The sequence below is a fragment of the Nonomuraea sp. MTCD27 genome (assembly GCF_041950495.1).
In the GTDB taxonomy this organism is placed as follows: domain Bacteria; phylum Actinomycetota; class Actinomycetes; order Streptosporangiales; family Streptosporangiaceae; genus Nonomuraea.
This window is the reverse complement of sequence record NZ_JBGNUW010000013.1, coordinates 308,852-334,295: the sequence shown is the minus strand read 5'-3', so window position 1 is coordinate 334,295 and position 25,444 is coordinate 308,852. Positions and strand designations below refer to the sequence as shown.

The window sequence follows — 25,444 nt, the reverse complement described above, 5'->3', positions numbered from 1 at the left end:
GGGGCGCCGGGATGGAATGAGGCCTGACGCGAACGACGACGAGGAGAGACCATGGCAGGCAAGGCCGTCATCAGCTTGACCACCGGATTGGAGGACCCCGAGCGGGTCACGGTGGCCCTCCTGGTCGCGGTCGGCGCGGCCGAGCTGGGCCGGCCGACGCTGATGTTCCTCACCAAGGAGGCGAGCCGGCTGGCGCTGGACGCCGTCGCCACCGGCGTCGCCTGCGACGGCTGCCCGCCGCTGGCCGACCTGATGGCGCGGTACGCCAAGGCGGGCGGGACGTTCCTGGTCTGCCCCATCTGCTTCGACGCCCGCGGTCTCGACCAGAGCCGGCTGATCGAGGGCGCCGAGCTGGGCGGGACCGTACCCATGTGGCAGTGGATCGGCGACGACGGCGCCACCACCTTCAGCTACTGAGCGCCGTCATGACCGGATTCCTCGAGCCCGCGGAGCTCACCCCGCAGGTACGCCGCCTCTTCGACGACGACCTGGCCGGCACCGGCTACGTCATGAACCTCACCAGGCTGTGGGCCCATGACCCCGCCGCCATGGAAGGGCTGTTCACCCTGCTGCGGCACGCCGCCGAGTCGGGCGGCCTCGACGTGCGCACACGTGGTGTCCTGGTGGCGGCCTGCGCCTCCGCCATGGGCGACTCGTACTGCTCGCTGGCCTGGGGGAGCCGGCTGGCCGAGGCGGCCGGCGCGCCGGCGGCCTCCGGGGTGCTGCGGGGGGACGACGACGGGCTGACCCCGGGCGAGCGGGCGATGGCGGTCTGGGCGCGGAAGGTGGCGCGCGACCCCAACGGGACCGGCCCGGCGGACGTCCAGGAGCTGCGCGACGCCGGCCTGCCGGACGGGCAGATCTTCGCGATCACGCTGTTCGTGGCGTTGCGCGTGGCGTTCTCGACCGTCAACGACGCGCTCGGCGCCCACCCGGACGCCGAGCTCCGCACCACCGTCCCGCCCCCTGTCCTCGCCGCCGTCACCTACGGTCGCCCCATCGCATCCCGGACCCCCGCCGCAGCCGGCGACCCGTAGGCCCGCCAGCCGTACGATCGGGGCATGCTGCATGGCCGGGAACGGGAATGCGGGATCCTCGCGCGGCTGCTCGACGGCGCTCGCGACCGGCGCAGCGGCGTCCTGGTCGTCCGCGGCGAGGCGGGCATCGGCAAGTCCTCGCTGCTCGGCTTCGCGGCCGAGCGGGCGGCGGGCCTGCGGGTGCTGCGGGGCGGCGGGGTCGAGTCGGAGTCGGAGCTCCCGTACGCGGCGGCGCACCAGCTGCTGCGGCCCGTGGCCGACCGGCTCGCGGCCATCCCCGCCGGGCAGGCGGCCGCGCTGCGCGGCGCGTTCGGGCTGGGTGAGCCGGTCGAGGGGGACCGGTTCCTGGTCTCGATCGCGGTGCTCAGCCTGCTGTCCGAGGTGGCCGAGGAGGGGCCGCTGTTGTGCCTGGTCGACGACGCCCAGTGGCTCGACGGGGCCTCCGCGGGCGCGCTGGCTTTCGTGGCGCGGCGGCTGGAGGCCGAGGGGATCGTGCTGCTGTTCGCCGTACGCGACGAGGAACCGGGTCCCCCGCACCGCGCCGTGCGCGACGAGGAACCGGGCGCCTCCCGGCACCTGGCCGGGCTGCCCGAGTTGCGCCTGCGCGGGCTGGAGCCGGAGGCGGCGCGGGCGCTGCTGGCCGAGCGTACGGCGGTCGCGCTCGCGCCCGAGGTGGCCGGGACGCTGGTGGCCAGCACCGCCGGCAACCCGCTCGCCCTGCTCGAACTGCCCGGCTCGCTGTCGGCCGAGCAACTCGCCGGCCTCCGCCCGCTGCCCGAACGGCTGCCCGTCGGCGAGGTGGTCGAGCAGGTCTTCCTCGACCGGGTGCGGCGGCTGACGGCCCCGGCGCAGACCCTGCTGCTGGTCGCCGCCGCCGAGGAGAGCGGCGACGTCGGCCTCGTGCTCCGGGCGGCGCGGACGCTGGAGGTGCCGCCGGAGGTGCTCGACGAGGCGGAGACGGCGGGCCTCGTCCGCGTCGAGGGCGGCGTCATGTCCTTCCGTCACCCCCTCGTACGCTCGGCCGTCTACCGGGGCGCGACGTTCCTGCGGCGCAGCGCGGTGGAGCGGGCCCTGGCCGCGGCGCTGCCGGACGAGGACGCCGACCGGCGGGCCTGGCACCTGGCGGCCGCCGCGACCGCCCCGGACGAGGCGGCGGCCGCCGAGCTGGAGAGGTCCGCCGAGCGGGCCACCCGGCGCGGCGGCCACGCCGCCGCCGCGAGCGCGCTGCACCGCGCCGCCGCCCTCACCCCGACGGCCGGGTCCCGCGCGCGGCTGCTCACGCTCGCCGCCGAGGCCGGATGGCTGGCCGGGCAGCCGGACCGGGCCCGCGCGGTGGTGGACGAGGCGGCCGGGCTCGCGGCCGACCCGCTGCTGCGCGCCCGGGGCGAGCACGTACGGGGGGCGATCGAGGGTCTCTGCGGCCGGCCCGACACCGCGTACGCGATGCTCGTCGCAGCGTCGGAGCCGGTCGCCGCGCTGCACCCGGGCCAGGCCGCGCGCATGCTGACCGAGGCGGGCCGGCTGGCCTGGACCGTCGCCGACCTGCCGAAGCTGGCCGAGGCCGACCGGCGGCTGGCGAGCCTGCCGCGCGGCGAGGGTGCCGTCACCGACGGCACCAGGCTGGTGGGCGGGCTGGCCGCGCTCTTGGAGGGGGACGCCGCGCGGGCCAACCCGTCGCTGCGCGAGGGCAGCGAGCCCGCGCAGGACCAGGCCGACCCGCTGAGCCTGGGCATGGCCGCGGCCGCGGCGATGTTCGCCGGGGTGGACGCCACGGCGCTCGACCTGTTCACCAGGGCCGCCGTCCGCGCCCGCGCGGCCGGCGCGGTCAGCGTGCTGCCCCTGATGCTCGCGCCGTTCGCGGCGCTGCAGATGTGGACCGGCCGGTTCGCCGCCGCCCGGGCCACCGCCACCGAGGGGCTGCGGCTCTCGCTCGACACCGGGCAGGAGAACACGGCCGCCCACCACCGCGCGGTGCTCGCCTGGATCGCCGCCGCGCAGGGCCGGGCCGCGGAGTGCCGTACGGAGGCGGGGGCCGCGCTGGCGCACGCCATCGGGCAGCGGCTCGGACCGCCCGCCAGTATCGCGGCGTGGGCGCTGGCCCTGCTCGACCTGGGGGAGGGGCGGAAGGCGGAGGCGTTCGACCGGCTGAGCGCGATGGCGGACGCCGGGCCGGGGGAGGGGCATCCGGCCGTGAAGATCTTCGCCGCCGCCGATCTCGTCGAGGCCGCCGTACGAACCGACCGCCCCGACCGCGCCATGGCGGCCCTGGACCTGCTCCGGGGCTGGGCCGGGCCGTCCCGGGCACCGTGGGCGCACGCGCTGGTGGCCCGCTGCCGGGCCCTGGTCGAGGGCGCCGATGCGCCGGAGCTCGCCGAGGCCCGCTTCACCGAGGCGCTGTCGCTGCACGCGACCGCCGGCCGGCCCTTCGACACCGCCAGGACGGCGCTGCTGTTCGGTGAGGCGCTGCGCAGGCGCCGGCGGCGGGCCGAGGCGCGGCGTCACCTGCGTGCGGCGGGCGAGACGTTCCAACGGCTGAACGCGGCGCCCTGGGCGGAGTCCGCCCGGGTGGAGCTCCAGGCGACCGGCGAGACCGCGCGCAAGCGCGACCCCAGCACGATCGCCGACCTGACGCCGCAGGAGCTGCAGATCGCGCGACTGGTCGCGGAGGGCGGGACGAACAGGGAGATCGCGGCGCACCTGTTCCTCAGCCCGCGCACCGTCGACTACCACCTGCACAAGGTGTTCGTGAAGGTGGGCATCTCGTCGCGGGCCGAGCTGGTGCGGCTCTCCGTGGAGGATCCCGGCCGCCTGGGCGGAGGTCGTTGACCGCCGGGACTGTGTACTTCACCGATTCGACGGGGCACGTCCGGGCGGAGGGTGGTGGCAACGAACCCGGAGGGAAGATCCCCGATGAACCCGACAGACGTGATCGTCGTAGGCGCCGGACCGACCGGTCTCATGCTGGCGTGCGAGCTCGCCCTGGCCGGCGTGCGCTGCAAGATCCTGGAACGGCGCGCCGAGCAGCCCAACATCACCCGGGCGTTCGCCGTGCACGCCCGCACCCTCGAACTCCTCGACGCCCGGGGCCTGGCGGACGACCTGCTGCCCCGCGGCGTCCCCGTGCGCCGGCTCCAGCCCGCCCCCGGCGCCGCCCTCGACCTGAGCACGCTGGAGACCAGGTACCCGATGGTCCTGATCGTCCCGCAGAGCGGCACGGAACACCTGCTGGAGGATCGCGCCCGCGAGCTGGGCGTGGAGATCGTCCGGGGCGCGGAGGTCGTCGGGCTCCGGCAGGACGCCCGGCAGGTGGTCCTGGAGCTGGCCGGCGGCCGTACGGAGGCGGCCGGCTACGTCGTCGGCTGCGACGGCGCGCACAGCAGGGTCCGCGGCCTGCTCAGGATCGACTTCGCCGGCAAGCAGTACGAGACGCACATCCTGCTCGCCGACGTGCGCCTCGCCGAGCCGCCCGAGGACGCCCTGTTCGCCGCGAACGGCCCCGAGGGCGTCGTCCTCATGATCCCGTTCGGCGACGGGTGGTTCCGCGCCATCGCCTGGGACCGGCTGCGCGAGCAGGTGCCCCTGGACGTGCCGCTGCCGATGGCGGAGATGCGCGACGCCTTCCTGCGCATCGCGGGCACCGACTTCGGCATGCGCGAGCAGCGGTGGAGCTCGCGCTTCCTGAGCGAGCGCCGGCAGGCCGGGCGGTACCGCGCCGGCCGGGTGTTCCTCGCCGGGGACTCCGCCCACGTGCACTCGCCGCTGGGCGGGCAGGGCATGAACACCGGCATCCAGGACGCCATGAACCTCGGCTGGAAGCTGGCCGCCGCCGTGCGCGGGCAGGCGCCGGACGGGCTGCTGGACACCTACGAGCGCGAGCGGCACCGGGTGGGCACGCAGGTGCTCGCCCTGACCGACGCCTTCAACCGCCTCGTGCTCGGCCGCTCGGCGATCCGCCGCGCGCTGCGGACCCTGACGATCCGGCTGCTCCTGCGGTTCGGCCGCTCCCGCCGGCTGCTGGCCGGCCGGCTGACCGGGCTGGGCATCGGCTACCCGCCCACGACCCGGCACGCCCACCCGTGGACCGGGCGGCGCGTGCCCGACCTCCCGTGCACGGACGGCCGGCTGTACGAGCTGCTCCGCGACGGCCGCCACCTGCTGGTGGACGCGACGGGGCGGGAGGCCGTCGCGGCGGCGGTCGGGCAAGCGGTCAAGGTCGCCCGGTACGCGGGCCCGGCCGTGCCCGGCCTGCCGGCCGCCGTCCTGGTCCGCCCGGACGGGTATGCCGCCTGGGCCGGCGAGGACCGTACGGACCTGCCCGAGCTGGCGAAGGTGGCGGTCGGGCGGTGCGGCGGCCCCTCACCGCGCACCCACCCGGCCAGCTCGTGAGACCCGGCCCACCACGCCGCACGGAAACGAGCCGCAGGCCCCAGGACGAATGACCCGGCTCCGGATGCCCATGTCAAATAGCAGGTATCCAATCAAGCCCGGCTCTTCTCTCTTTACCGTGACCATGCCTCCCGAAGGAGATGTTTTTGTGAAGAGACCTCTCGCAGGCACCAGTGTCGTCGCGGCCGTCGCGCTGGCCGGCGGGCTGCTGGCCGCCTCCCCGGCCGCCGCCGCGACGGGCGAGCGGGCCGTCACCTCGGTGACGTTCACGGCGGAGTCCGCCGCCGCGCGCCCGGGCAACGGCCGGATCCTCTACGACCGGATCAGCGGCGGCCTGGGCACCCTGAAGATCAAGAACGGCACCTCCAAGGACGGCGTCGTGGCTCTGGTCAGGGGCAGGACCAAGGCCATCAGCATCTACGTCCGCGCGAAGTCCACGGCGAGCATCAAGGACGTCAGGGACGGTACGTACCGGATCTACTTCACCACCGGTTACCGCTTCAGCACGTCGAAGGGCCGGTTCACCAGGGCCGCCGCCTACCAGCGGTTCAACGACCGCCTGAAGTTCGTCACCACCTCCAGGTCGACCACCATCTGGACCCTCACCCTCAACCCGGTCAGGGGCGGCAACGCGAAGACCAGCTCGGTCAACCCGAGCGACTTCCCCGCCTGACGCCGGGGCGGCGCGCGAGCAGCCCGCCTCGGGCCAGGAAGCACCGCGGGTCCAAGGAGCAGCCGGACGGCGGGTCCACCGGGCCGGGCCGCTTCCCTCCGAGGACGGTCTCCTGCCGGGCCCCCGCGCGCCGCGGGGCCCGGCACGGGCGCCGCCGCTCCCGGATAACCGGTTGCGCCCGCCCGTAGACTGATCGCATGGCTTCGCCCCGCAGAATTTCCTAGCAAGGACACCCGCTTCCACGCCACCCGTGTGTCCTCTAGCTTCTCCGGAGCGCAATCCCATGCTTACCTTCCGTGGCGTCGACGTGCGTGCCGGCGCCGGCCTCCTGATCTCCGGCGTCACCGCGCACGTCGCTCCCGGCGACCGCATCGGCCTGGTCGGCCGCAACGGCGCGGGCAAGACCACCCTCATGAAGATCCTCGCCGGGCGGCTCCAGCCCGCGGCCGGCGACATCGTCCGCACCGGGCCCGTCGGCTACCTGCCGCAGGACCCGGCCGCCGCCGATCCCGGCATCGCCGTCCTCGACCGGGTCCTGTCCGCCCGCGGCCTGGACCAGGCCATGCGCGCGCTGCGCGACGCCGAGGCCGCGCTCGCCGAGTCGGGCGACGAACGCTCGATGGCCCGCTACGCCAGGGCCGAGGCCGAGTTCCAGGCCCGCGGCGGTTACCCGGCCGAGGCCGGGGCCGCCCGCGTCGCCGCCGGGCTCGGCCTGCCCGACCGGGTCCTCGACCAGCCGCTGGGCACCCTGTCCGGCGGGCAGCGGCGCCGCGTCGAGCTGGCCCGCGTGCTCTTCGCCGAGCCGGGCGTCATGCTGCTCGACGAGCCCACCAACCATCTGGACGGCGACTCCGTGGCCTGGCTGCGCACGTTCCTGGTCGGCTACTCCGGCGGGCTGGTGCTCATCAGCCACGACACCGGACTGCTGGCCGACGTGATCAACCGGGTCTGGCACGTGGAGCAGGGCGCGCTGGAGGTGCACAACACCGGCTGGCACGCCTACCTCGCCGACCGCGAGGCCGACGACCGGCGCCGGGCACGGCTGCGGGCCGCCGCCGAGCGCAAGGCCGCCACCCTGCACGCCCAGGCCGACCGCATGCGCTCCAGGTCCGCCACCGCGGTCCGGGCCAAGGACATGGCCCGCCGCGCCGACCGCATGCTGGCCGGGGCCCGGCCGGTCCGCCGCGCCGAGAAGGTCGCGCGCATCCGGCTGCCCGAGCCGGCGCCCAGCGGCAGGACGCCGCTCGGCGCGATCAGCCTGGCCAAGTCCTACGGGCGCCTGCCGGTGCTGTCCGGGGTGGACCTGGCCGTCGACCGGGGCAGCCGGCTGGTGGTGCTCGGGCTCAACGGCGCCGGCAAGACCACGCTGCTCAAGCTGCTGGCCGGGCGCGAGCGGCCGGACTCGGGACGGGTCGTGCACGGCCACGGGCTGCGGCTCGGCTACTTCGCCCAGGAACACGACACCCTGGACCCGGCGCACACCGTCGGCGGGCACCTGGCCGCCGCCGCCCCGCAGCTGACCGACGGCGAGGCCAGGACGGTGCTCGGCTCGTTCCTGTTCGGCGGCGACGACGTGGACAAGCCCGTTGGCGTGCTGTCGGGCGGCGAGAAGACCCGGCTGGCGCTGGCCGGGCTGGTCAGCTCCCGGGCCAACGTGCTGCTGCTCGACGAGCCGACCAACAACCTCGACCCGGCGTCGAAGGCCGAGGTGCTGGCGGCCGTGGCGGCGTACGAGGGGGCGGTGGTGATGGTCACGCACGACCGCGAGACCGTCGAGGCCCTGCGGCCCGACCGGGTGCTGCTGCTGCCCGACGGCGTCGAGGACCTCTGGAACGACGACTACGCCGACCTGATCGCCCTCACTTGACGGCGCCGCCGGTGATCCCGGCGATGATCTTCCGTTGCGCGACGGCGAACACGACCAGCAGGGGGACGCTCATCAGGATGATGTAGGCGAAGATCAGGTGCCAGTTGTTGAGGTAGAGGCCGGCGTTGGCGACCTGGAACAGGTTCAGCGGCAGCGTGTCGACGCGGCCGCCGACGACGAAGAAGGCGTAGAAGACGTCGTTCCAGACGTACAGGCAGATGAGGATGGTGGCGGTGGCCAGCACCGGCCTCAGCAGCGGCAGGATGACGGAGACGAACACCCGCACGGGGCCGGCGCCGTCCATGCGGGCCGCCTCCTCCAGCGACACCGGCACGGTGCGGACGAAGCCGGTGACGAAGAAGATGACGGTGGACAGGTAGATGCCGACATAGACGCCGATCATCCCGGCCGGGCTGCCGGCCAGGCCGAGCTGGCGCAGCAGGAGCACGATGGTGACGACGGCGGGCGGCAGCACGATGCCGCTGATGGCCAGCGCGTACAGCGCCGCGGTGAGCCGCCCGCCCCGCCGGGCGAGGACCCACGCCGCCATCGAGCCGAGCGCGAGCACCAGCACGACCGACGGCGCCACGATCAGCACGCTGCCCAGGAACGCGGCCGGGATCTCGCCCTGCTGCCAGACCTGCGCGAGGTTGTCCCACAGCCGCCAGCGCGACGGGAGGGACAGATCCGGCGACAGGGCCTCGCCCTGCGACTTGCCGGCCGTGACGACGATCAGCCACAGTGGCACGCCCATCACGGGCACGACCAGCGCCACGACGGCGAAGGGCCGCAGCCGCGCGGCCAGTCCCCGCGCCGCCGCGGGCAGCACGCGCCCGCTCCGGGCGGCGCCGAAGACAGGGACGCTCACAGGATCTCCTCCCTCTTGCGCAGGACGCGGATGACCGGGAAGGCCAGCAGGGCGACCATGAGGAACAGCACCAGGCTCATGGCCGTGGCCTGGGCGAACAGCCCCTGGCCGAAGGTGCGGTAGATGAAGATGTTCAGGATCTCGGTGCTGCGGGCGGGCCCGCCGCCGGTGAGCGCCTGGACGACGTCGAAGCCGTTCATGGACCCGAGGAGCGCGGTGGCCACGTTGAACGTGACCGCGGGGGCCAGCAGCGGGAAGCGTACCGACCAGAACGCCTGCCGGGCCGAGGCGCCGTCGATGCGGGCGGCCTCGGTGACGTCCTCCGGGACGGTCTTGAGCCCGGCCAGGTAGATGAGCATCGACAGGCCCATCCACTTCCACGCGTGGATGACCGCGGCCAGGACCAGGGTCCAGGTGGTGCTGCCCAGCCAGGCGATCCGCACCTGCTGCCCGGTCAGCGCCGAGAGCAGGTCGTTGAGGCTGCCGTCCGGCTTGAGCAGGGCCTGGAAGACGTACCCGACGGCCAGGGCGGACATCAGCACCGGGATGAGGAAGGCCAGGCGGGCCGCGCGGTTGAGCCAGGTGTCCTTCTCCAGCAGCACCGCCAGGCCGAAGCCGAACAGGTTCTGGAACAGCGCCACCAGGACGGCGTAGATCAGCGTGATGCGCAGCGCGCCGAACAGGGTGCCGTCCGACAGCAGGTAGGCGAAGTTGTCGAACCCGGCCGGGCGGATCTCGCTCTTGAAGCTGGACCAGTCGGTGAAGGCGTAGACGAAGTTGAACAGGGTCGGCAGGAAGAAGAAGACGAACAGGATCGCGAACGCCGGCGCCAGGAACCACATCGGGTGGGTGCTCGCGCGGGCCGCCGCGGGCCTGATTGGTGTACCGGTCGGCACGAGCGGCTCCTTGCTGGGTCGTGGATCAGAAGCCGGTGGCCCCGGCGGCCTTCGCGAGCTGGGCGAACTGCTTCTGCGTGGCGGCGGCCACCTGCTCGGGGGTCAGGCCGCCGGTGATCATGTCGGACAGGTTCAGGTACAGGTCGGGGTTGGCCACGGCCAGCGCCTGCATGGACCCGACCGCCTGCCCGAGCGAGGCGTGCACGTCGAGCAGCGCCTTCGGCACGCCCTGCGGGGTGGGCACGTCGGCGCGCAGCGAGACGGTCTTGCGGTCGGCGACGAACCCGGCGTAGCCGGGCCCCATCCAGTACGCCAGGAGCTGCCGCGCCGCCGCCTCCCGCCGGGCGTCACCCGTGCGGAACGCGACCAGCGCGTTCGACTGGTCCGGGATGAAGGTGCCGACGTTGCCGGACGGCGAGATGGGGAAGAAGCCGATCCTCTCGTCCAGCTCCGCGGTGTCCGCCTTGGCCTGGAGCTGGCCGAAGAACGAGTTCACCTGCACGACCATGGCGGCCTTGCCGGACAGCAGCGCCGCCCCCTGGTCCTCGAACCTGGCGGTCTTGATGTCGGAGTTGAACAGCCCCTCGTCGATCAGCGCCTTGTACTTCTTGATCGCGTCCAGGATGGTCTTGTCCTCGAACGTCTCCTTGCCGGTGTTGACCCGCTCCCACAGCCCGTCGCGGGCGGCGTCGGCGAGCTGGACCTGCACCCACCACTGGGTGGCCCACTTGTCGGCGGCCATCTCGAAGAACGGGGTCACCCCCTTGCCCTTGAGCGTCCGCGCGACCTCCACCATCTCGTCGAACGTCTTCGGCGGCTCCTTGACGCCGTTGGCCGCGAAGACCTCCTTGTTGTAGTAGACGCCCTCGACCGCCGGGCTGGTGATGAGCGCGGCGTAGCGGGTCCTGTCCAGCAGGCCCGTGATGTCGCGCAGCTCCGGCGACAGGGACGCGACCCAGGGAGCGCCGTCGAGCGGCTGGAGGTTGGCGCGGGCGTTGAGCGCGGTCAGCATCGACGCGGTCGGCTGCCAGAAGGCCAGGTCGGGCTTGTCGCCGGTGGCCACCTTGGTTTGCACGCCCTGCTCGTACGGGTCGGGGATGGTGACGACCTCCACCGCGGCGCCGGTCGCCTGGGTGAAGGCGTCGGTGACGGCCTTGGGCATGGTGTTGCTGTTCTGCGCGGCCCAGATGGTGAGCGTGACCCCGTCCAGGCGGGCGGTGGGGGAGGGCCAGGCGGCGTTGGCGGCGCCGGTGGTGGACCCCGTGGATCCAGCCGGCGGCCCGGCGGAGGGATCGCTGCAGGCCGCGACTGCCAGGGCGAGGGCCATCGTGGCGGCGACACGCTGGAGGAGTTTCACGGTTCGGTTCCTCGATCCAGGTCGGCTGGGGGGCTACAGGGGACGGAGGTGCAGGATGCGGGCGGTGGGCGCGGGGACGGTGGCGGTGACGGCGAGCTTCCCGGTACGCGGGTTCCACTCGTGGCTCCAGCCGCCGGCCGCCGCCGGGTAGGCGATCTCCACGCTCACGTCCCGTCCCGCCAGGTGGGGGAGTTCGAGCACGGCGGTGTCCGCGGCCCCCGGTCTGCGCCAGATCCCCAGACGGGTGACCTGTTCGGTCCGCAGGCCGAGGGCCAGCCACGGGTCCTCCCAGCCGGGCAGGCCGAGCGGCCAGCACGGCGTGGACCGCGGCAGGTCCAGGCGCAGGCTCTGATGGAGCCGTACGCCGTCGCTGACCAGGGTGCGCTGGGCGTCGTCCATGCGGTGGAGGTTGCCCGACAGGTAGAGGCGGCCCAGGATGCCGGTGCACATCGTGAAGGCGATCTCCTCGGCCGTCATCTCGGGTTGCGGGTAGGCCCAGTTGGCGGCCTGCTCGGGCAGCACCGACAGGGGCGCGGCGACCGCGATCGGCGGGTAGCGCAGGAAGTCCTGCTGGTCGCTGGTGGACTGCAGCTGCAGGCGGGCCAGCATCGCGTAGTCCATGCGCATCGCCCCCGAGCCGCAGTTCTCCAGCACCAGGCGCGGGTGCCGGTCCAGGACGCCCTCCAGCCAGGCCAGGTGGGCCCGGTTGTGCGCGAGCAGGCCGGCGCCGGCGCTGGCGGCGTCCAGGTCGGTGCCGGGGCCGGGGTCGATGTTGTAGTCGAGCTTGAAGTAGCCGATGCCCAGCTCCTCCACCAGGCGGTCCACCACCTGGTCGAGGTGCGCGCGGGCAGCGGGGTGGCGCAGGTCCAGGTGGTGGCGGCCGTGCTCGGCGATCCGTACGCCGCCGCGCTGCAGGAACGCCTCCGCGGGCAGCTTGTCGGCCATCGGGCTGCGTACCCCGATCACCTCGGGCTCCAGCCACAGGCCGGGCGTCATGCCGTGGCCCGTGATGCGGGCCAGCACCTCCTCCAGGCCGCGCGGGAAGCGGGTCTGGGAGGGCTGCCACTCGCCCACGCTGTCCCACCAGTCGCCGCCGTCGTCGTACCAGCCGGCGTCCACGCAGAACACCTGCGCCCCGGCCGCGGCGGCGGCGTCGATGAGGGGCAGCAGCTTGTCCGTGGTCGGGTCGCCCATCAGCGTGTTCATGTAGTCGTTGAACACGACCGGCAGCGCGGGCCGGTCGGGGTGGGGGCGCAGCAGCGCCCGCCGGTACGCGGTCAGGGCCGCCACCGCCCGCTCGAAGCCGGGTCCCTCGCCGGCGTCGCCGTCGTTGCCCTCGTCGCCTTCGTCGCCCTCGGAAACGGCGATCGCGACGGGCACGGTGGTGAACGACTCGCCGGGCGCGAGCAGCTCGCTCCACTGGTGGTCGAGGTCGGTGGGGCCGGACAGGGCGACGTACGCGCCGTCCAGCCGCTCGCCCGTCTCCCACCGCCACGGCCCGTTGTGCTCGATCTGCCACAGCCAGGTCCGGCCGGTACGCCGGTCGCTCAGCCCACCCATCGGCACGTGCCGCCCGCTCGACCAGGTGCCGGAGCTGGTCAGCGCGAACACGCCCTTGCCGTGCTGGCCGTGCCCGGCCAGGCCGAGGTCGGCGACGTGCTCGCGCAGCGGGCGCCTGGTCCAGCGGCTCTCGCCCAGCCACTCGCTGTCGGCGTACAGGACGTCCAGGTCGTTCACCGGCCGCCCGAGGAAGCCGGCGGCGAACGAGGTGACGGCCAGCAGCGGCACCGGCCTGTCGCCGGTGTTCGTCACCCGCACGCGCGCCTGCACGGCCGCCACCCCGTCGGGGGAGCGCAGGATCATCTCCGCGTCCAGCCCGGCCGCCTCGTCCCGCAGCCGTACGCGCAGCTCGTGCCATCCGCCGGCGCTCGACTGCTCGGCTCCGGCGTAGCGCAACCGGCAGCCCACCGCCGTCTCCGACAACCGCTGCGACGCCCTGGCCCGCCCCTCGCCCGGCACCAGCACCTCCACCAGCGGCTGAGACGGGCGCGCCGGCGTCCGGTCGGGACCCGCCGACAGCTCGCGCAGCGCCACCGGGCGATCCGGGTGGATCTCCAGGATGGCGGTCAGGCCGGCATGGCCCCAGCGCAAGGTCTCGACGATGTCAGCAGGCATCAAGCGGCTCTCTTTCGGGCGAAGTTGATGTGACCGGTCACATCCATGGCCATAGTGTGAGCGGTCACACGCCACTCGCAAAAGCCCCCTTTGCGGGATCGTTACGAACGCATTTCGCCCGGCGCCCTTACGGCGCGGGCTCCCGGGTGTTCCTCAGGCGCGGGGCGGGGGAGCGGTGGACTCGCGCAGCACCAGGGTGGGCGGCGTGAGGGCGAGCTCAGGCTGTGGCCGCCCGGTGAGCTCCGCCACGGCCGCGCGGAAGCAGGCCCTGCCCAGGCCGGCGAAGTCCATCCGTACGGTGGTCAGGGCGGGCGTCCAGTACGCCGAGCCCGGGATGTCGTCGAACCCGACGATGCTCACGTCACCGGGCACGTCCTTGCCCGCGTCGTACAGGGCCCTGCGCACCCCCTGCGCGATGTCGTCGTTGCCGCACAGGATGGCGGTGACGTCGGGGGCGGCGGCCAGCCGCTGCCCGGCCGCGTACGCGGACCGGACGTCCCACCCGCACGCCAGCACCCCGGGGATCTCGGCCCCCGCCTCCCGCAACGCGTCCCGCCACCCCGCCAGCCGCCCCCCAGCCACCAGCTGACCGCCAGAAGCGCCCCCGACCAGCAGCTCTCCAGAGACCGGCGGGACGTCAGAAGGGCTGCCCGCCCGTCCACCACCGCCCAGCGGGTCGCCGGCGGCGCCGCGTGGCAGCTCGCCACCGCCCTGGGGGTCGCCGGGGATGCCGCTCGGCGACTCGTCGCCTGCCACCGTCCTGCCTGTCGCGACCGGGGCGCCCTCGGAGGGGATGGCCACGTGGTGCACGGTGCGGTGGCCCAGCGCGAGCAGGTGCCGCGTGGCGTCGGCCGCCGCGCGGCGCTCGTCCAGGGCGATCGCGACCCGCCCCCGGTCGGGTGCGGCCGGCTCGGTGGCGGCGACGGCGGGCACGTGCTCGGGCAGCGCCTCCAGCACCGCGACCCCCAGGGGATCGAACGCGATCACCACCACGCCCCCCGCGCTGGCGTCGCTGACGTAGTCCACGGTCTGCTTGACCTCGGCGGGCTCGGCCGACTCCACGACCCTGATGCCCATCGCCATGCCCTCGGCCCGGGCGGCCTCCTCCAGGCCCTGCAGCGTGGCGGCGTACCCGTACAGCATGGTGTTGGACGTCACGACCGTGATGCCGCGCGCCCGCCCCAGGCTCAGGGCGCGCGCCGCCCTGCTGGGCCGGAACCCGAGCCGCTCGATCGCCGCCAGCACCGCCGTACGCGTCTCCGGCCGCACGCGCGGCGACTCGTTCAGCACGCGCGAGACGGTCTGGTACGAGACCCCGGCGGCGGCGGCGACGTCCCGGATGCTGGGTGCGGCTCCGCCGTGAGCGGCGGTGCGGGGCGCGCGTCGAGGAGTCGGAGTCACGATCACATGGTAGGACGGCCCACGAACCGGACGCCGCGCCCGGCCCCGCCAACCCCGACCGACCTCCTTCGGGTGCTCGCGACCGCCCCGGATTGCCGGCCGCGTCCCTTCGGGTGCTCGCGGCCGCTCCCGGAACGTCGGCCCGCTCCGCCGGGCGCCGGTTTCGCCCTCCCCGCGCCTGGCGGCCGTCGCATGCAGCCGCGCAGGACCGTTCGAACGGGCGAGCGTGCCGTCGGGGGCCGCTCCAGTGCCGGGGCCTTCGGGCGGCGCGGGCGCGCTGGAGGTGGTGGTCAGGCGTAGTGGCGGTAGATGGCGCGGGCGGCGCAGGCGGGCTTGGCGGAGCCGTCGATCTCGACGGTGAAGTCCATGGCCATCTGCACCCCATTGCCCGGGACGTCCTCGACGGAGACGACCTGGCCGGCCAGCCGGATCTTGGCGCCCACTCTGACCGGGCTGGGGAAGCGGACTTTGTCCAGGCCGTAGTTGATGCTCATAGTGACGCCCTGGATGTCGAGCAGTTCGCCGAAGAGCGGGATGATCAGGGCGAGGGTGAGGTAGCCGTGTGCGATGGTGCCGCCGAAGGGTCCGTTCCGGGCGCGTTCGGGGTTGGTGTGGATCCACTGGTGGTCGCCGGTGGCCTCGGCGAAGGTGTCGACCCGGTCCTGGGTGATCTGCAGCCAGGCGGTGCGGCCGAGGTCGCGGCCGGTCAGTGCCTTGATCTCGGCCAGGCCGGTGGCGGTGGTGGTCATCGCTGGGTCTCCTTGGCGGTGAGGCCGAGCAGGCGGGCGGCGTTGTGCTTGAGGATCTTGGGGCGGACCTCGGGTTTGATGTCGAGGCCGGCGAAGTCGGCCAGCCACCGGTCCGGGCTGATCACGGGGTAGTCGGAGCCGAACAGCACCTTGTCCTGCAGCAGGCTGTTGGCGTAGCGGGTGAGTTGCGGCGGGAAGTATTTCGGCGACCAGCCGGACAGGTCGATGTGCACGGTGGGTTTGTGGGTGGCGACGGCCAGGGCCTCGTCCTGCCAGGGGAACGACGGGTGGGCCAGGATGATCTTCAGGTGCGGGAAGTCGACCGCCACGTCGTCGACGAGCATCGGGTTGGAGTGCTTGAGCCGGATGCCGGCGCCACCGGGCACGCCGGCGCCGATGCCGGTCTGGCCGGTGTGGAACAGGGCGATCGCGCCGAGCTCCTCGATCACGTCGTACAGCGGGTAGGCCATCGGGTCGTTGGGGTCGAACCCCTGGACGCTGGGGTGGAACTTGAAGCCGCGGACCCCGTGCTGTTCGACCAGGCGGCGGGCCTCGCGCGCGCCGGCGCGGCCCTTCCACGGGTCGATGCTGGCGAACGGGATCAGCACGTCGGCGTGCGCGGCGCAGCTGTCGGCGATCTCCTCGTTGGCGATCCGGCGGTGGCCGGTGGCGTGCTCGGCGTCCACGGTGAACACCACCGCGGCCATCGCGCGCTGCCGGTAGTAGGCGGCCATCTGCTCGATCGTGGGCCGCTCGTGCGAGCCGAAGTAGTCGGCCGAGGCGCCGAACAGCTCCGGGCTCAGCGACACGTGCCCGTCCGCGGCGACCTCGGCGTGGGTGTGGACGTCGATCGCGACCAGCTCGTCGACGTTCACGCGACCGGTTCCCGCATCCGTACCGCGACCTCGGACTCCGCCGCCGCGGCCTTCCCTGACAGATCCACGAACGTCACCTCATCGGAAATGTGGGGCATTCCTGCAACCTCCGTCACAGCTTTGCCCAATAACCGGCGCCCGTCTACCCTCGATCCGTGACCTTCCGCGAGGGAGACGACCCGCCGCAGCCCGCGTCCCCGCGGCCGCAGTCGTTGATGTTCAGCTTCCTCGGCGTCTACGTGCTGGGCCGCCGCGTCGCCGTCTACTCCGGCAGCGTCATCGACGTGTTCGCCCGGCTGGGCCTGACGGAGGAGGCGGTGCGCTCGACGCTCACCCGCATGGTCAAGCGGGGGCTGCTGGCCCGGCACCGCCAGGGGCGCAAGACGTACTTCGGGCTCACCCCGCATGCCGCGGACATCCTGGAGGACGGCCGCCGGCGGGTCTGGGAGACCGGCGCGGTCAACCGCGACTGGGACGGCTCCTGGACGCTGGTCGGCTTCTCCCTGCCCGACAGCCGCCGCAGCACCCGTCACGACCTGCGCTCCCAGCTCGTCTGGGCCGGATTCGGCCTGCTGCACAACGGCATGTGGATCGCGCCGGGCACCAAGGACGTGAACGCCATCGTCACCGAGCTGGGCCTGCGCGACCACGTCACCGTCCTGGCCGTCCGCGCGACCGGGCCGACCGAGTCGGCCGACCTCGTACGCAGGGCCTTCGACACCGAGCAGATCGCCGGCCGCTACCACGCCTTCCTCGACCGCTGGGACACCCCCGGCCCGCAACCCGCGCTGCCCGACGACCTGGCCCGGCAGCTCCTGCTGCACACCGACTGGCTGCAGCTCGTCCGCCAGGACCCGCACCTGCCCGCCGAGCACCTGCCGCCGGACTGGCCGGCCATCCGGGCCGAGCAGGTCTTCCACACGCTGGCCCGCGCCTACCGGCGGCCCGCGGGCCGGCTGGCCGACACCGTCCTGGACGAGCTGCCCCTCCACCCGTGACCGCGTACGTGGTGGTCCTGCGCGGGATGGGGACCCTGGGGCGTGAGCGCCGAATACGTGGGCAGGGTCCTTGGTGACCGCGATCAGCTACTCGAGGGACGCCGACATGACCTCTTCACCCGGTCCTCACCAGCCGGAAAGGCCTCGTGACGCCGTCCCGGCCGATGCGCGGGAGCCGTCGGTGGAAACCGAGATCGGGCGCGTCAAGGAGCCCGCGAGGCTGTTGCGCGTGAGCACCATGGCGCGCTCGCTGCTCGACGAGGCCCGCGGGCTCTCCCTGGACGAGCACGCCCGTGATCAGCTCCGGCACATTCACGCGCGGGTGGTCGCGGAGATCGCCGACTCGGTGGCGCCGGAGCTGCGGGACGAGCTGAACCGGCTGCTGCCCCCGCCCTCGGAGACCCTCACCCAGGCGGAGATCCGGATCGCGCAGAGCCAGCTCGTGGGCTGGCTGGAAGGGGTCTTCCAGGGGATCAGGATCGGGCTGACCCTCCAGCAGGCCCGCCCGGCCCCGCACCCCGGCCCGGGCACGGACACCGGCCCCTACCTCTGACCGTCTGCCCCCGGCCCTCGACCCCGGTTCAAGTACCGGTGGCCAGGCCCGGCTTGCCGCTGACCGCCTCGGAAGGAGCGGGCGCGCCGCGAACCGCGCGGCCGGCCGAGGGAACAGCGGCGGCGCGTGGCGGTCAGGAGAGGCAGCGGTGGGTGGCCTCGATGAGGTGGCGGGCGCGGTCGTCGCCGCCCTCGATGAGCTCCGTCATGCGGTTGGGGACGTAGGCGAAGGCGAGCTCGTTGTCCGGGTCGGCGTAGGCGAAGACGCCGGTGACGCCGGGGTGGCCGAAGGCGGTGGGGGAGGTGGTGGCGGGCCACATGGGGCCGCCGGGCAGCATGAAGCCGCGGCCGTAGGAGGTGTGGCAGCGCAGGACGAGGTCCATGCCGGCGGCCTCCACGGTACGGGCCCGGTCGGTCGCCTGCGGGCGTAGCAGCCGGATGCCGTCGACCTCGCCGATGAGGGCGGCGTACAGGCGGGCGAGCGCGGTGGCGTTGCCGGTCCCGCCGCAGGAGGGGATCTCGGCCGAGGGCAGGCCGGCGAGCAGGTTGCCGGTCAGGGCGAGGCTGCCGAAGGTGGAGCGGTGGAAGAGGGAGGCCGGGTCGCAGATGGCCTGGTTGAGCTCGCGGAGCTGCGGGTCGGCGCGGCCCTGGAGGAGTTGCTGCGGGGTGGGCGGAAGGAGGGCGGCCAGGCGGCGGTGCCGGCCGGGCGGCGGGCCGACGTGCAGGTCGAGGCCGAGCGGGGCGGCGATCTCGGTGGCGAAGAACCGGCTGGTGGACTGGCCGGTGACGCGCTGGATGATCTCGCCGACCAGCCAGCCCATGGTCAGGCAGTGGTACCCGTGCGCGCGACCGGGATGCCAGGCGGGGCGGGCGGTGGCCAGGGCGTCGGTGACGGCGGTGCCCTGCCGGAGGTCGGTCAGCGTCAGGGGCGGGTCGACGGTGACCACGCCTGAGCGGTGCCCGAGCACCCACCTCAGCGGGATCCCCGCCTTGCCCCGGGCCGCGAACTGCGGCCAGTAGTCGGCCACGGGCGCGTCGAGGTCGAGGATGCCCCGGTCGACCAGCAGCATGGCGGTGGCGGCGATCAGGCCCTTGGTGGCGGAGGCCAGGAGGGTGATCGTGTCCGGCCGCCATTCGGGGGCGTCGTCCTGGGCGCCGGTCAGCCCGCCCCACAGGTTCACGACCGCCTGCCCGCGGTGGTAGACGGCCACGCAGGCGCCGAGCTCCCGGCCCTGGGCGAAGTTGTCCTCGAACGCCTCGCGTACGGCGCCGAACCGGGGCTCGCACATCCCGCGGACCTGGCTCACGGCCCCCTCCTCACGACCCCTGACGTCTGGGCGCGGGGGTTCGAGGGGGAATGTGCTGCTGACCCGAGAGGGAGCCCCTACCCCGGGAGTCTCCTGCGAAACGGGCTCCCCAGGCGACGGGCACCCCGGCCGGACGCGCGGGACGTGCTGGAGGGCCCCCGGGTGGTCAGGCGAAGGGGCTCCAGGGGAGGACCCGGCCGAACCGGACCAGCTCGCCGTAGTGGGCCGGGTCGACGGGGTTCTGGACGAGGTCGAGGAGGGGTTCGGCGGCCTGGGCGGGGCTGGGGGCGTCGGCGACGTTCCACCACAGGGCCGAGGTCGGTGTGTTGATCATGCCGGGGCAGACGGCGGCGAGCAGGATGCCGCGGCGGGCGTCCGCGGCCCGGCGCTGCCCGGCGAGCGCGCGTACGGCGGCGACCTGGGCGATCTTGGACGGGATGTTGACGAAGCCGGGCCACGCCCCGGCGCGGGCGCTGCCGTCCTTGACGGCGTCGCGCCAGGCCGCCACCTGCTTGTCCACCTCCTCCAGCGACGTCAGGCCGTCGAAGCGGTCATGCAGTACGGGCGCCAGATGGTGCAGCGTGCCCAGCGTGCTGGCGACCACGACGAGCCGCCCGCCATCGCGCACCAGCGGCCCGAAGGCCCGCAGCAGCCGGGTGGTGCCGAAGTTGTTGACCTCGGTGTAGGCGTCCATCAGCGTGCGCGGGTCGTCGTCGGGGCCGATGCGCATCACGGCGTTGCCGAAGACGACGTCCACGCCGCCGTGCCGGTCCTGGAGCAGGCCGGCGAACCGGGCGGCGGCGTCGGGGTCGGCGACGTCGAAGAGCTCGCCCCGTACCCGGGCGCCGGTTCGCGGCATCGCGTCGGCGGCCCGCGCCACGCGGCCGGCGTCACGGCCGGTGAGGTAGACGGTGTCGGCCGGGTTCAGGCGCCGGGCCAGACCCTCGACGAGGGCCAGGCCGAGGCCCTGCGTCGCGCCGGTCACCAGGGCGACTCGGGGTGGGGTTGTCATTCGGGCTCCTTGTGATGGGAAGTGCCACGCGGAGTGCGGCAGCGTCCGGTCCGGGGTGCGATTCGCGCCCCGGGCACGCGGTTCTGCCCGCGGACGCGGGTTCGAGAGCTGGGGTCGCACCCAGGTTAGGCAGGCCGGAGGGGATGCGGCCAGCGAAAGTTTCTCAACCGTGGTATGCGTAATCGTCATGGCATTCACCGACGCCTCGCTCACCGCCCTGCGGGTCTTCCGGGAGGTGGCCGAGCGCGGGACGCTCACCGCGGCGGCCACCGCCCTCGGCTACACGCAGTCCGCCGTCTCCCGCCAGATCGCCTCGCTCGAACGCGCGGCGGGCGCCCCGCTCCTGGAGCGGCGCCACGACGGCGTGCGGCTCACCTCGGCGGGACGGATCGTGCTGCGCCGCGCCGCCGCCGTCGTGGACCAGGTCGACGCGGGTGCGCGGGAGCTCGCCGGGCTCCCCGACGAGCCCAGCACGGTACGCCTCGGCTGGTTCCCCAGCGCGGGCGCCGCCCTGGTGCCCCGCGCGCTGGCCGCCCTGCGCGTCACGCACCCGGCCATCACCGTCGACTCCAGGGAGGGCCGGACGCCGGCCCTGGTCCGCGCCCTGCGCGCCGGTACGGTCGATCTCGCCGTCCTGGCCTCCGTCCCGCCCTTCCGGCCGCCCGACACCGAGACGCCGGCGCTGGAGCTCCAGACCTTGACGGAGCGCAGCCTGCACGTGGCCGTCCCGGCCGGCCACCCCCTCGCCCGCGGCGACTACATCGACGTCGCCGACCTGCACGGGCAGAGCTGGATCGCCGGCCCCGGCAGCGCGGCGGCGGGTGGCGCGGGTGACAGCACGGGGATGGGCGCCTGGCCCGGCCTGGACGAGCGCCCCCGGATCGCCCATTCCGCCCGCGACTGGCTGGCCAAGCTCGGCCTCGTGGCCGCCGGCTGCGGCCTGACGACCGTCCCGGCCTCGCTCGCCCCCGCCGTGCCGCCCGGCGTGCGCGTCCTCCCGGTACGCGGCGGACCCCAGGAACGGCGCCGCCTGCTCCTGGCCCGGCTGCCGGGCCCGCTGCCGGAACCCGTCGCCCGCCTCGCGCAGGTGCTGCGCGAGGCCGCGCTCACCCCGTAGCGACCGGCAGGCGCCGCACACCGCCGTGGCGAGGGGGAGTCACGCGCCCGTCCCGTAGGGCTGGAGGCCCTCCACCGCGTACGTGACGAGCGTGGTCAGCACCTCCTTGACCGACCTCCGCTCACGCACGTCGCACAGCACGATCGGGATGCCCTCGTTCAGCCCGAGCGCCCGCCGTACCTTCGCCGGGTCGTACCGGCGGGCGCCGTCGAAGCAGTTCACCCCGACCACGAACGGGATCCCGCGCTGCTCGAAGTAGTCCACCGCCGGGAAGCAGTCCTGCAGGCGGCGGGTGTCGGCGAGCACGACGGCGCCGAGCGCGCCCAGGGCCAGCTCGTCCCACATGAACCAGAACCGGTCCTGCCCCGGCGTGCCGAACAGGTACAGCCACAGCCCTTCCCGGATGGTGATCCGGCCGAAGTCCAGCGCCACAGTGGTGGTGATCTTGGACTCCACGCCCGAGGTGTCGTCCACCCCGATGCCGCGATCGCTCAGCAACTCCTCCGTGTGCAGCGGCCGGATCTCGCTGATCGTGCCGACCATGGTCGTCTTGCCGACGCCGAAGCCGCCCGCGACCAGGATCTTGATGGCCAAGGCCGAGGCGACCGCGGTCGCCCCCGGCTCAGAGGCTGCGTAGTCCATGCAGCACTTCCCTGTAGATGCGTTCGTCGATCGTCTGCGCCACGGGACGCGGGCGCTCGATGGTGACCAGGCCCTCGCGCCGCAGGTCGCCCAGGATCACCCGGGTGATGTTGAGCGGCAGCCTGAGGTGCGCCGCGACGTCCGCCACCGGCGTGGGCCGGCGGCACAGGGCGAGCACGGCACGGTGCTCGGGGATCAGGTCCACGGGCTCGTGGGTGTCGCCGGCCGTCGTGACGATGGCCACCAGGTCGAACGCCTCGCCCTGCGGCCGCGCCCGGCCCCCGGTCAGCCCGTACAGCCGGATCAGCGGCCCGGGATCCTCTCCGGTCACGGTCTCGCGCCGTTCCAGGCGGGTGCCGGTGCCGCTCCCCTCGGATGCGCGGCGAGGTGCTCGCCGACCCGCTTGACCATCAGGGCCATCTCGTACGTGACCATGCCCAGCTCGGCGTCGGCCGTGGCGATGACGGCCAGCCGGGCGCCCTGACCGGCCGCGGTGACGAACAGGAAGCCCTCGTCCATCTCGATGATCGTCTGCCGTACACCGCCCATGGCGAAGTGCCGCCCCGCCCCCATGGCGAGGCTGTGGCTGCCGGCGGAGATGGCGGACAGGTGCTCCGCGTCCTCCCTGGTCAGCTCGCGGGAGTTGCCCATGGACAGCCCGTCCGCGGACAGCACGATGGCGTGCCGGATGCCCGGGACGCGCTGGATGAGGTCGTCGAGCAGCCAGCTCAGTTCACTTCTGGGGTCAGGCATCGGGTTGGTCGTCCTTTCCGTTCCACATGTCTCGCTCCTGCCTCGCTTGCTGGCGACCCTGCTGCCAGCCGCGTTGCATGGACGACATGAGCTGTGCGAGCTCCTCCGGCGAGCGGGCCGGGGTCGGGCGACGCTCCGCGCGCCCGTCCGTACGGAGCTGGGGAGCCAGGCTGGCCTGCGGGATCCGCATCGGCAGCCCGTCGAGGTCGTCGTCCGCCTCCTGGGCGGGCACCGTGACGCTCCAGCCGGCCGGCGGGCCGGGCGGCGGGCCGGCGGGCGGGCCGGGGGGCACGGTGGGGCCGGCCTCGTACGCCGGGCCGGGCCTCCGCACCGCATCGGGCTCACGAACGGGCTCGGGCGCGGGGCCCGGAGGGCGTACGTGGTCCTGGGTGCGGATCGCGTCCTGGGCGCCTACCGGGTCGGCGGGCCTGCGTGCCGGGCCGGCCTCGAACCAGGTCGCGCGCTCCGGCTCGGGAGCGATGGCCACCCCGCGCGGCCGCACGTCGGGGGCCGCCATGCCGAGCGCCCGTACGGGCCGGGCCACGCGGGTGGCGGCGTCCTGGCCTGGCTGGCCCATGGAGTGGGCGGCGGCCGTGAGGGCCGGGGGTTCGGCGCCGGCGAGCAGCGTGGCGGGCAGGAGCACGATCGCGGTGGTCCCGTCGTACGGCGAGCGGCGCAGCACGATCTTGATCCCGTGCCGGGCCGCCAGCCTGGCCACCACGAACAGCCCGAGCCGGTCGGTGTCGGCCAGGTCGAACTCCGGCAGGTCGGCAAGCCGGGCGTTGAGCTCGTCGAGGGTGGTCTGCGACAGCCCCAGCCCCCGGTCCTCCACCTCCAGGGCCAGGCCGTTGGCCGCCGTCACCCCGCGTACGCTCACGGTCGTGTCGGGCGGGGAGAAGACGGTGGCGTTCTCCACCAGCTCGGCGACCAGGTGGATCACGTCGGTGACGGCGGCGCCGACCAGCAGCGGGGCGTCCGGCATGGGGGCGACGGTGACGCGCGTGTAGTCCTCGACCTCCAGCACCGCCGCGCGTACGACGTCGAACAGCGGCACCGGGTCCCGCCAGCGGCGCGCGGGGGAGGAGTCGGACAGGATGATCAGGTTCTCGGCGTGCCGCCGCATGCGGGTGGTCAGGTGGTCGAGCTTGAACAGGTCCTCCAGGACCTCGGGCTCGTCCGCCCGGCGCTCCATGGTGTCGAGCAGCGCGAGCTGGCGGTGCAGCAGCGCCTGGTTGCGCCGGGCCAGGTTGAGGAAGACCTGCCCGACGCCCTTGCGCAGGGCCGCCTGGCCGACCGCGGCCTCGACCGCCGTGCGGCGTACCGCGGCGAACGCGTCCACCACGCGATCGACCTCGGCCGTGTCGGCCCGGTCGAGCCCGGGGGCCTCGGTGGCCGGGTCCACGTCGTCGCCGCGCCGCAGCCGCTCGACCAGCCGGGGCAGCCGCTCCTCGGCCAGCTCCACCGCCGAGCCCTGCAGCCGCTTGAGCTCGTCGACCAGCGAGCGCCCGAACCGGTACGACAGCGCCACCGACACGACCACCGCGGCCAGCCCCAGGAGCAGGACCATCCCGATCCGCCAGTACGCCCCGCTCTTCAGCGCCTCGGCCTCCGCGGCGGCGCGGGCCAGCTCCGTCTGCGTGTCCCGGTTGATCCCGCCGATGATCGCCTCGGCGTCGCGGCGCCACTCGGCGGGGTCCACCGGCGGCGCCCCGTCGGTGTCCCAGGTGAACAGCTCGTCCTCGACCGAGATCAGCCGCCGGTACGGTTCGCTGGCCACCAGCCGGTCGTAGTCGGCGCGCAGCTCGGGCCCGGCGTCGCGCTCGGCGTTGGCGAAGACGAGGCGGCGGCTGGCCATCGCGGCCACGAACGCGCCCCGGTCGGCCGGGGTCATGCGGCGGTTCACGATCGTGGCGGTGAGCACGGCGTGCTCGCGGCCGAGATATTCCGCCGTGGCGCTGAAGGCCGCCATGCCGCGCACCCCGCGGAAGGACGACACGTCGCTCAGCGCGTCGCGGTCGCCGAACTGCCGGTTGGCCACGGCGATCAGGTTGTCGTACGCCTGGATGATCGTCAGCGGCGGCGCCAGCACGCCTCCGTCGGCGGAGGCCCGCAGCGCCTGCAGCCCGTCCAGCGCCTGCACCATCGTGCGCACCTGGGCCGGCGTCCCGCCGCCCGCCGCCTCGACGTCAACGGATCCGATGATCTCGCGCAGGCGCTTGGCCTGCGCGTCGGTGACCTCCCGCTGATCGGCCAGCGGCTTGTACGTCGCGGTGCTGCCCGGCGCCTCCGCCGAGAGCTGCCGCTCCTTCTGTAACTCCACGATCAGCTGTAACACGGGTGCGCCGATGGCCTCCCACCGGTCCTGTGCCTGCGAGACCGTGACGATCTCTTCCACACTGGAATAGGCGATGAACCCCCAGAGGGCAACCATGGAGACCAGCGGAAGCAGGAGGATCCTGAGCAGCTTGGTACGGATCGGCGGGGGCGAGCTCATCCATCTAGTCCAATTCCGCGCGTGGTGGTGCGTTTCTGTGGGCAGTCGTGAACTTGCTACCGGCCCCCGAGGATGCCCAGCCACGACTGGTTACGCCTGTGGTCCGTCCACTATGCCGATGGGGCAGATGTACTTCAAGGTACGGATGCGAAGAAACACCCGGAATGGCGGGTTGACTCTTTGTCAGCACACCGATCGTGACGGTGATCGTTGGCGGCTCACGTACAGTGACGAATTCAGACGAATGCGCTCAGGCCGGTGATCGCGCGCCCAGCCGACCACCTG

22 protein-coding genes are annotated in these 25,444 nt (G+C 73.9%); 9 read left to right on the top strand and 13 right to left on the bottom strand.

Annotation, left to right across the window (positions count from 1 at the left end; translation table 11 throughout):
- Nucleotides 1–51 precede the first annotated feature (51 nt).
- The 6 genes from ACBJ59_RS34775 (at nt 52) to ACBJ59_RS34750 (ending at nt 7,963) form a co-directional block, all read left to right on the top strand.
- Complete coding sequence (locus tag ACBJ59_RS34775; protein WP_375114434.1) at nt 52–417, top strand: DsrE family protein; 366 nt, start codon at nt 52–54, stop codon at nt 415–417.
- 8 nt (nt 418–425) lie between these two features.
- Nucleotides 426–1,037: a carboxymuconolactone decarboxylase family protein gene (locus ACBJ59_RS34770; protein WP_375114433.1), complete on the top strand. Its 612-nt coding sequence runs from the start codon at nt 426–428 to the stop codon at nt 1,035–1,037.
- 24 nt (nt 1,038–1,061) lie between these two features.
- Entirely contained in the window at nt 1,062–3,863 is a 2,802-nt protein-coding gene (locus ACBJ59_RS34765; RefSeq protein WP_375114432.1) for an AAA family ATPase, read from the top strand.
- An 84-nt stretch (nt 3,864–3,947) separates the two neighbouring features.
- Entirely contained in the window at nt 3,948–5,423 is a 1,476-nt protein-coding gene (locus ACBJ59_RS34760) for an FAD-dependent monooxygenase (protein WP_375114431.1), read from the top strand.
- A gap of 148 nt (nt 5,424–5,571) precedes the next feature.
- Nucleotides 5,572–6,096, top strand: coding sequence for a hypothetical protein (locus ACBJ59_RS34755; RefSeq protein ID WP_375114430.1), 525 nt, complete (start codon nt 5,572–5,574; stop codon nt 6,094–6,096).
- Between the two features lie 283 nt (nt 6,097–6,379).
- Nucleotides 6,380–7,963: an ABC-F family ATP-binding cassette domain-containing protein gene (locus ACBJ59_RS34750; protein ID WP_375114429.1), complete on the top strand. Its 1,584-nt coding sequence runs from the start codon at nt 6,380–6,382 to the stop codon at nt 7,961–7,963.
- Here the strand turns inward: ACBJ59_RS34750 and ACBJ59_RS34745 are convergent.
- The 7 genes from ACBJ59_RS34745 to ACBJ59_RS34715 all read right to left on the bottom strand — a co-directional run bounded on the left by ACBJ59_RS34745 (nt 7,956) and on the right by ACBJ59_RS34715 (nt 16,284).
- Nucleotides 7,956–8,831, bottom strand: a complete 876-nt coding sequence (locus ACBJ59_RS34745; protein ID WP_375114428.1) for a carbohydrate ABC transporter permease — start codon at nt 8,829–8,831, stop codon at nt 7,956–7,958. The genes ACBJ59_RS34750 and ACBJ59_RS34745 overlap by 8 nt on opposite strands.
- Entirely contained in the window at nt 8,828–9,727 is a 900-nt protein-coding gene (locus ACBJ59_RS34740) for a carbohydrate ABC transporter permease (protein WP_375114427.1), read from the bottom strand. Before ACBJ59_RS34740 ends, ACBJ59_RS34745 begins: the two co-directional genes overlap by 4 nt.
- A 25-nt stretch (nt 9,728–9,752) precedes the next feature.
- On the bottom strand, nt 9,753–11,084 hold the full coding sequence (locus ACBJ59_RS34735; RefSeq protein WP_375114426.1) for an ABC transporter substrate-binding protein: 1,332 nt from the start codon (nt 11,082–11,084) through the stop codon (nt 9,753–9,755).
- 33 nt (nt 11,085–11,117) lie between these two features.
- Nucleotides 11,118–13,259 (bottom strand): alpha-galactosidase, encoded by a 2,142-nt coding sequence (locus ACBJ59_RS34730; protein WP_375114425.1) that lies wholly within the window; start codon nt 13,257–13,259, stop codon nt 11,118–11,120.
- Between the two features lie 153 nt (nt 13,260–13,412).
- Nucleotides 13,413–14,660, bottom strand: coding sequence for a LacI family DNA-binding transcriptional regulator (locus ACBJ59_RS34725; protein ID WP_375114424.1), 1,248 nt, complete (start codon nt 14,658–14,660; stop codon nt 13,413–13,415).
- A 290-nt stretch (nt 14,661–14,950) separates the two neighbouring features.
- On the bottom strand, nt 14,951–15,409 hold the full coding sequence (locus tag ACBJ59_RS34720; protein ID WP_375114423.1) for a MaoC family dehydratase: 459 nt from the start codon (nt 15,407–15,409) through the stop codon (nt 14,951–14,953).
- Nucleotides 15,406–16,284: an amidohydrolase family protein gene (locus ACBJ59_RS34715; protein ID WP_375114422.1), complete on the bottom strand. Its 879-nt coding sequence runs from the start codon at nt 16,282–16,284 to the stop codon at nt 15,406–15,408. Before ACBJ59_RS34715 ends, ACBJ59_RS34720 begins: the two co-directional genes overlap by 4 nt.
- A gap of 155 nt (nt 16,285–16,439) precedes the next feature.
- Between ACBJ59_RS34715 and ACBJ59_RS34710 the strand changes: the two genes are divergently transcribed.
- Both ACBJ59_RS34710 and ACBJ59_RS34705 read left to right on the top strand, forming a co-directional pair.
- Nucleotides 16,440–17,282, top strand: coding sequence for a PaaX family transcriptional regulator C-terminal domain-containing protein (locus tag ACBJ59_RS34710; protein WP_375114421.1), 843 nt, complete (start codon nt 16,440–16,442; stop codon nt 17,280–17,282).
- A 181-nt stretch (nt 17,283–17,463) separates the two neighbouring features.
- Complete coding sequence (locus ACBJ59_RS34705; protein WP_375114420.1) at nt 17,464–17,835, top strand: proteasome activator; 372 nt, start codon at nt 17,464–17,466, stop codon at nt 17,833–17,835.
- Between the two features lie 133 nt (nt 17,836–17,968).
- Here the strand turns inward: ACBJ59_RS34705 and ACBJ59_RS34700 are convergent, their stop codons facing one another.
- The gene (locus tag ACBJ59_RS34700; RefSeq protein ID WP_375114419.1) at nt 17,969–19,141 is read right to left on the bottom strand and encodes a serine hydrolase domain-containing protein; all 1,173 of its coding nucleotides are present in this window, start codon (nt 19,139–19,141) and stop codon (nt 17,969–17,971) included.
- Between the two features lie 166 nt (nt 19,142–19,307).
- The gene (locus ACBJ59_RS34695; protein ID WP_375114418.1) at nt 19,308–20,153 is read right to left on the bottom strand and encodes an SDR family NAD(P)-dependent oxidoreductase; all 846 of its coding nucleotides are present in this window, start codon (nt 20,151–20,153) and stop codon (nt 19,308–19,310) included.
- A gap of 187 nt (nt 20,154–20,340) precedes the next feature.
- Here ACBJ59_RS34695 and ACBJ59_RS34690 point away from each other — a divergent pair, with 187 nt between their 5' ends.
- Nucleotides 20,341–21,270, top strand: a complete 930-nt coding sequence (locus tag ACBJ59_RS34690) for a LysR family transcriptional regulator (RefSeq protein WP_375114417.1) — start codon at nt 20,341–20,343, stop codon at nt 21,268–21,270.
- Between the two features lie 39 nt (nt 21,271–21,309).
- On the opposite strand, the gene ACBJ59_RS34685 is transcribed toward ACBJ59_RS34690, so the two are convergent.
- Genes ACBJ59_RS34685 through ACBJ59_RS34670 form a run of 4 tightly spaced genes read right to left on the bottom strand, consistent with a single transcriptional unit; the run spans nt 21,310 to nt 25,159 of the window.
- A complete protein-coding gene (locus ACBJ59_RS34685) occupies nt 21,310–21,912 on the bottom strand; it encodes an ATP/GTP-binding protein (RefSeq protein ID WP_375114416.1) in 603 nt (200 codons plus the stop codon).
- Nucleotides 21,893–22,243 carry a DUF742 domain-containing protein gene (locus ACBJ59_RS34680; protein ID WP_364113917.1) on the bottom strand — a complete coding sequence of 117 codons (351 nt, stop codon included), beginning with the start codon at nt 22,241–22,243 and terminating at the stop codon, nt 21,893–21,895. The genes ACBJ59_RS34685 and ACBJ59_RS34680 overlap by 20 nt, the downstream gene beginning before the upstream one ends.
- Complete coding sequence (locus tag ACBJ59_RS34675; protein ID WP_364113919.1) at nt 22,240–22,665, bottom strand: roadblock/LC7 domain-containing protein; 426 nt, start codon at nt 22,663–22,665, stop codon at nt 22,240–22,242. Before ACBJ59_RS34675 ends, ACBJ59_RS34680 begins: the two co-directional genes overlap by 4 nt.
- Nucleotides 22,658–25,159, bottom strand: a complete 2,502-nt coding sequence (locus ACBJ59_RS34670; protein ID WP_375114415.1) for a nitrate- and nitrite sensing domain-containing protein — start codon at nt 25,157–25,159, stop codon at nt 22,658–22,660. Before ACBJ59_RS34670 ends, ACBJ59_RS34675 begins: the two co-directional genes overlap by 8 nt.
- Nucleotides 25,160–25,444: the final 285 nt, after the last annotated feature.

Bases quoted from the DNA above. Each gene is read 5' to 3' on its own strand.
- ACBJ59_RS34675 (WP_364113919.1), bottom strand. From the start codon at position 22,665: ATGCCTGACCCCAGAAGTGAACTGAGCTGGCTGCTCGACGACCTCATC.
- ACBJ59_RS34730 (WP_375114425.1), bottom strand. From the start codon at position 13,259: ATGCCTGCTGACATCGTCGAGACCTTGCGCTGGGGCCATGCCGGCCTG.
- ACBJ59_RS34685 (WP_375114416.1), bottom strand. From the start codon at position 21,912: ATGGACTACGCAGCCTCTGAGCCGGGGGCGACCGCGGTCGCCTCGGCC.
- ACBJ59_RS34670 (WP_375114415.1), bottom strand. From the start codon at position 25,159: ATGAGCTCGCCCCCGCCGATCCGTACCAAGCTGCTCAGGATCCTCCTG.
- ACBJ59_RS34760 (WP_375114431.1), top strand. From the start codon at position 3,948: ATGAACCCGACAGACGTGATCGTCGTAGGCGCCGGACCGACCGGTCTC.
- ACBJ59_RS34720 (WP_375114423.1), bottom strand. From the start codon at position 15,409: ATGACCACCACCGCCACCGGCCTGGCCGAGATCAAGGCACTGACCGGC.
- ACBJ59_RS34765 (WP_375114432.1), top strand. From the start codon at position 1,062: ATGCTGCATGGCCGGGAACGGGAATGCGGGATCCTCGCGCGGCTGCTC.
- ACBJ59_RS34695 (WP_375114418.1), bottom strand. From the start codon at position 20,153: ATGACAACCCCACCCCGAGTCGCCCTGGTGACCGGCGCGACGCAGGGC.
- ACBJ59_RS34775 (WP_375114434.1), top strand. From the start codon at position 52: ATGGCAGGCAAGGCCGTCATCAGCTTGACCACCGGATTGGAGGACCCC.
- ACBJ59_RS34690 (WP_375114417.1), top strand. From the start codon at position 20,341: ATGGCATTCACCGACGCCTCGCTCACCGCCCTGCGGGTCTTCCGGGAG.
- ACBJ59_RS34750 (WP_375114429.1), top strand. From the start codon at position 6,380: ATGCTTACCTTCCGTGGCGTCGACGTGCGTGCCGGCGCCGGCCTCCTG.
- ACBJ59_RS34770 (WP_375114433.1), top strand. From the start codon at position 426: ATGACCGGATTCCTCGAGCCCGCGGAGCTCACCCCGCAGGTACGCCGC.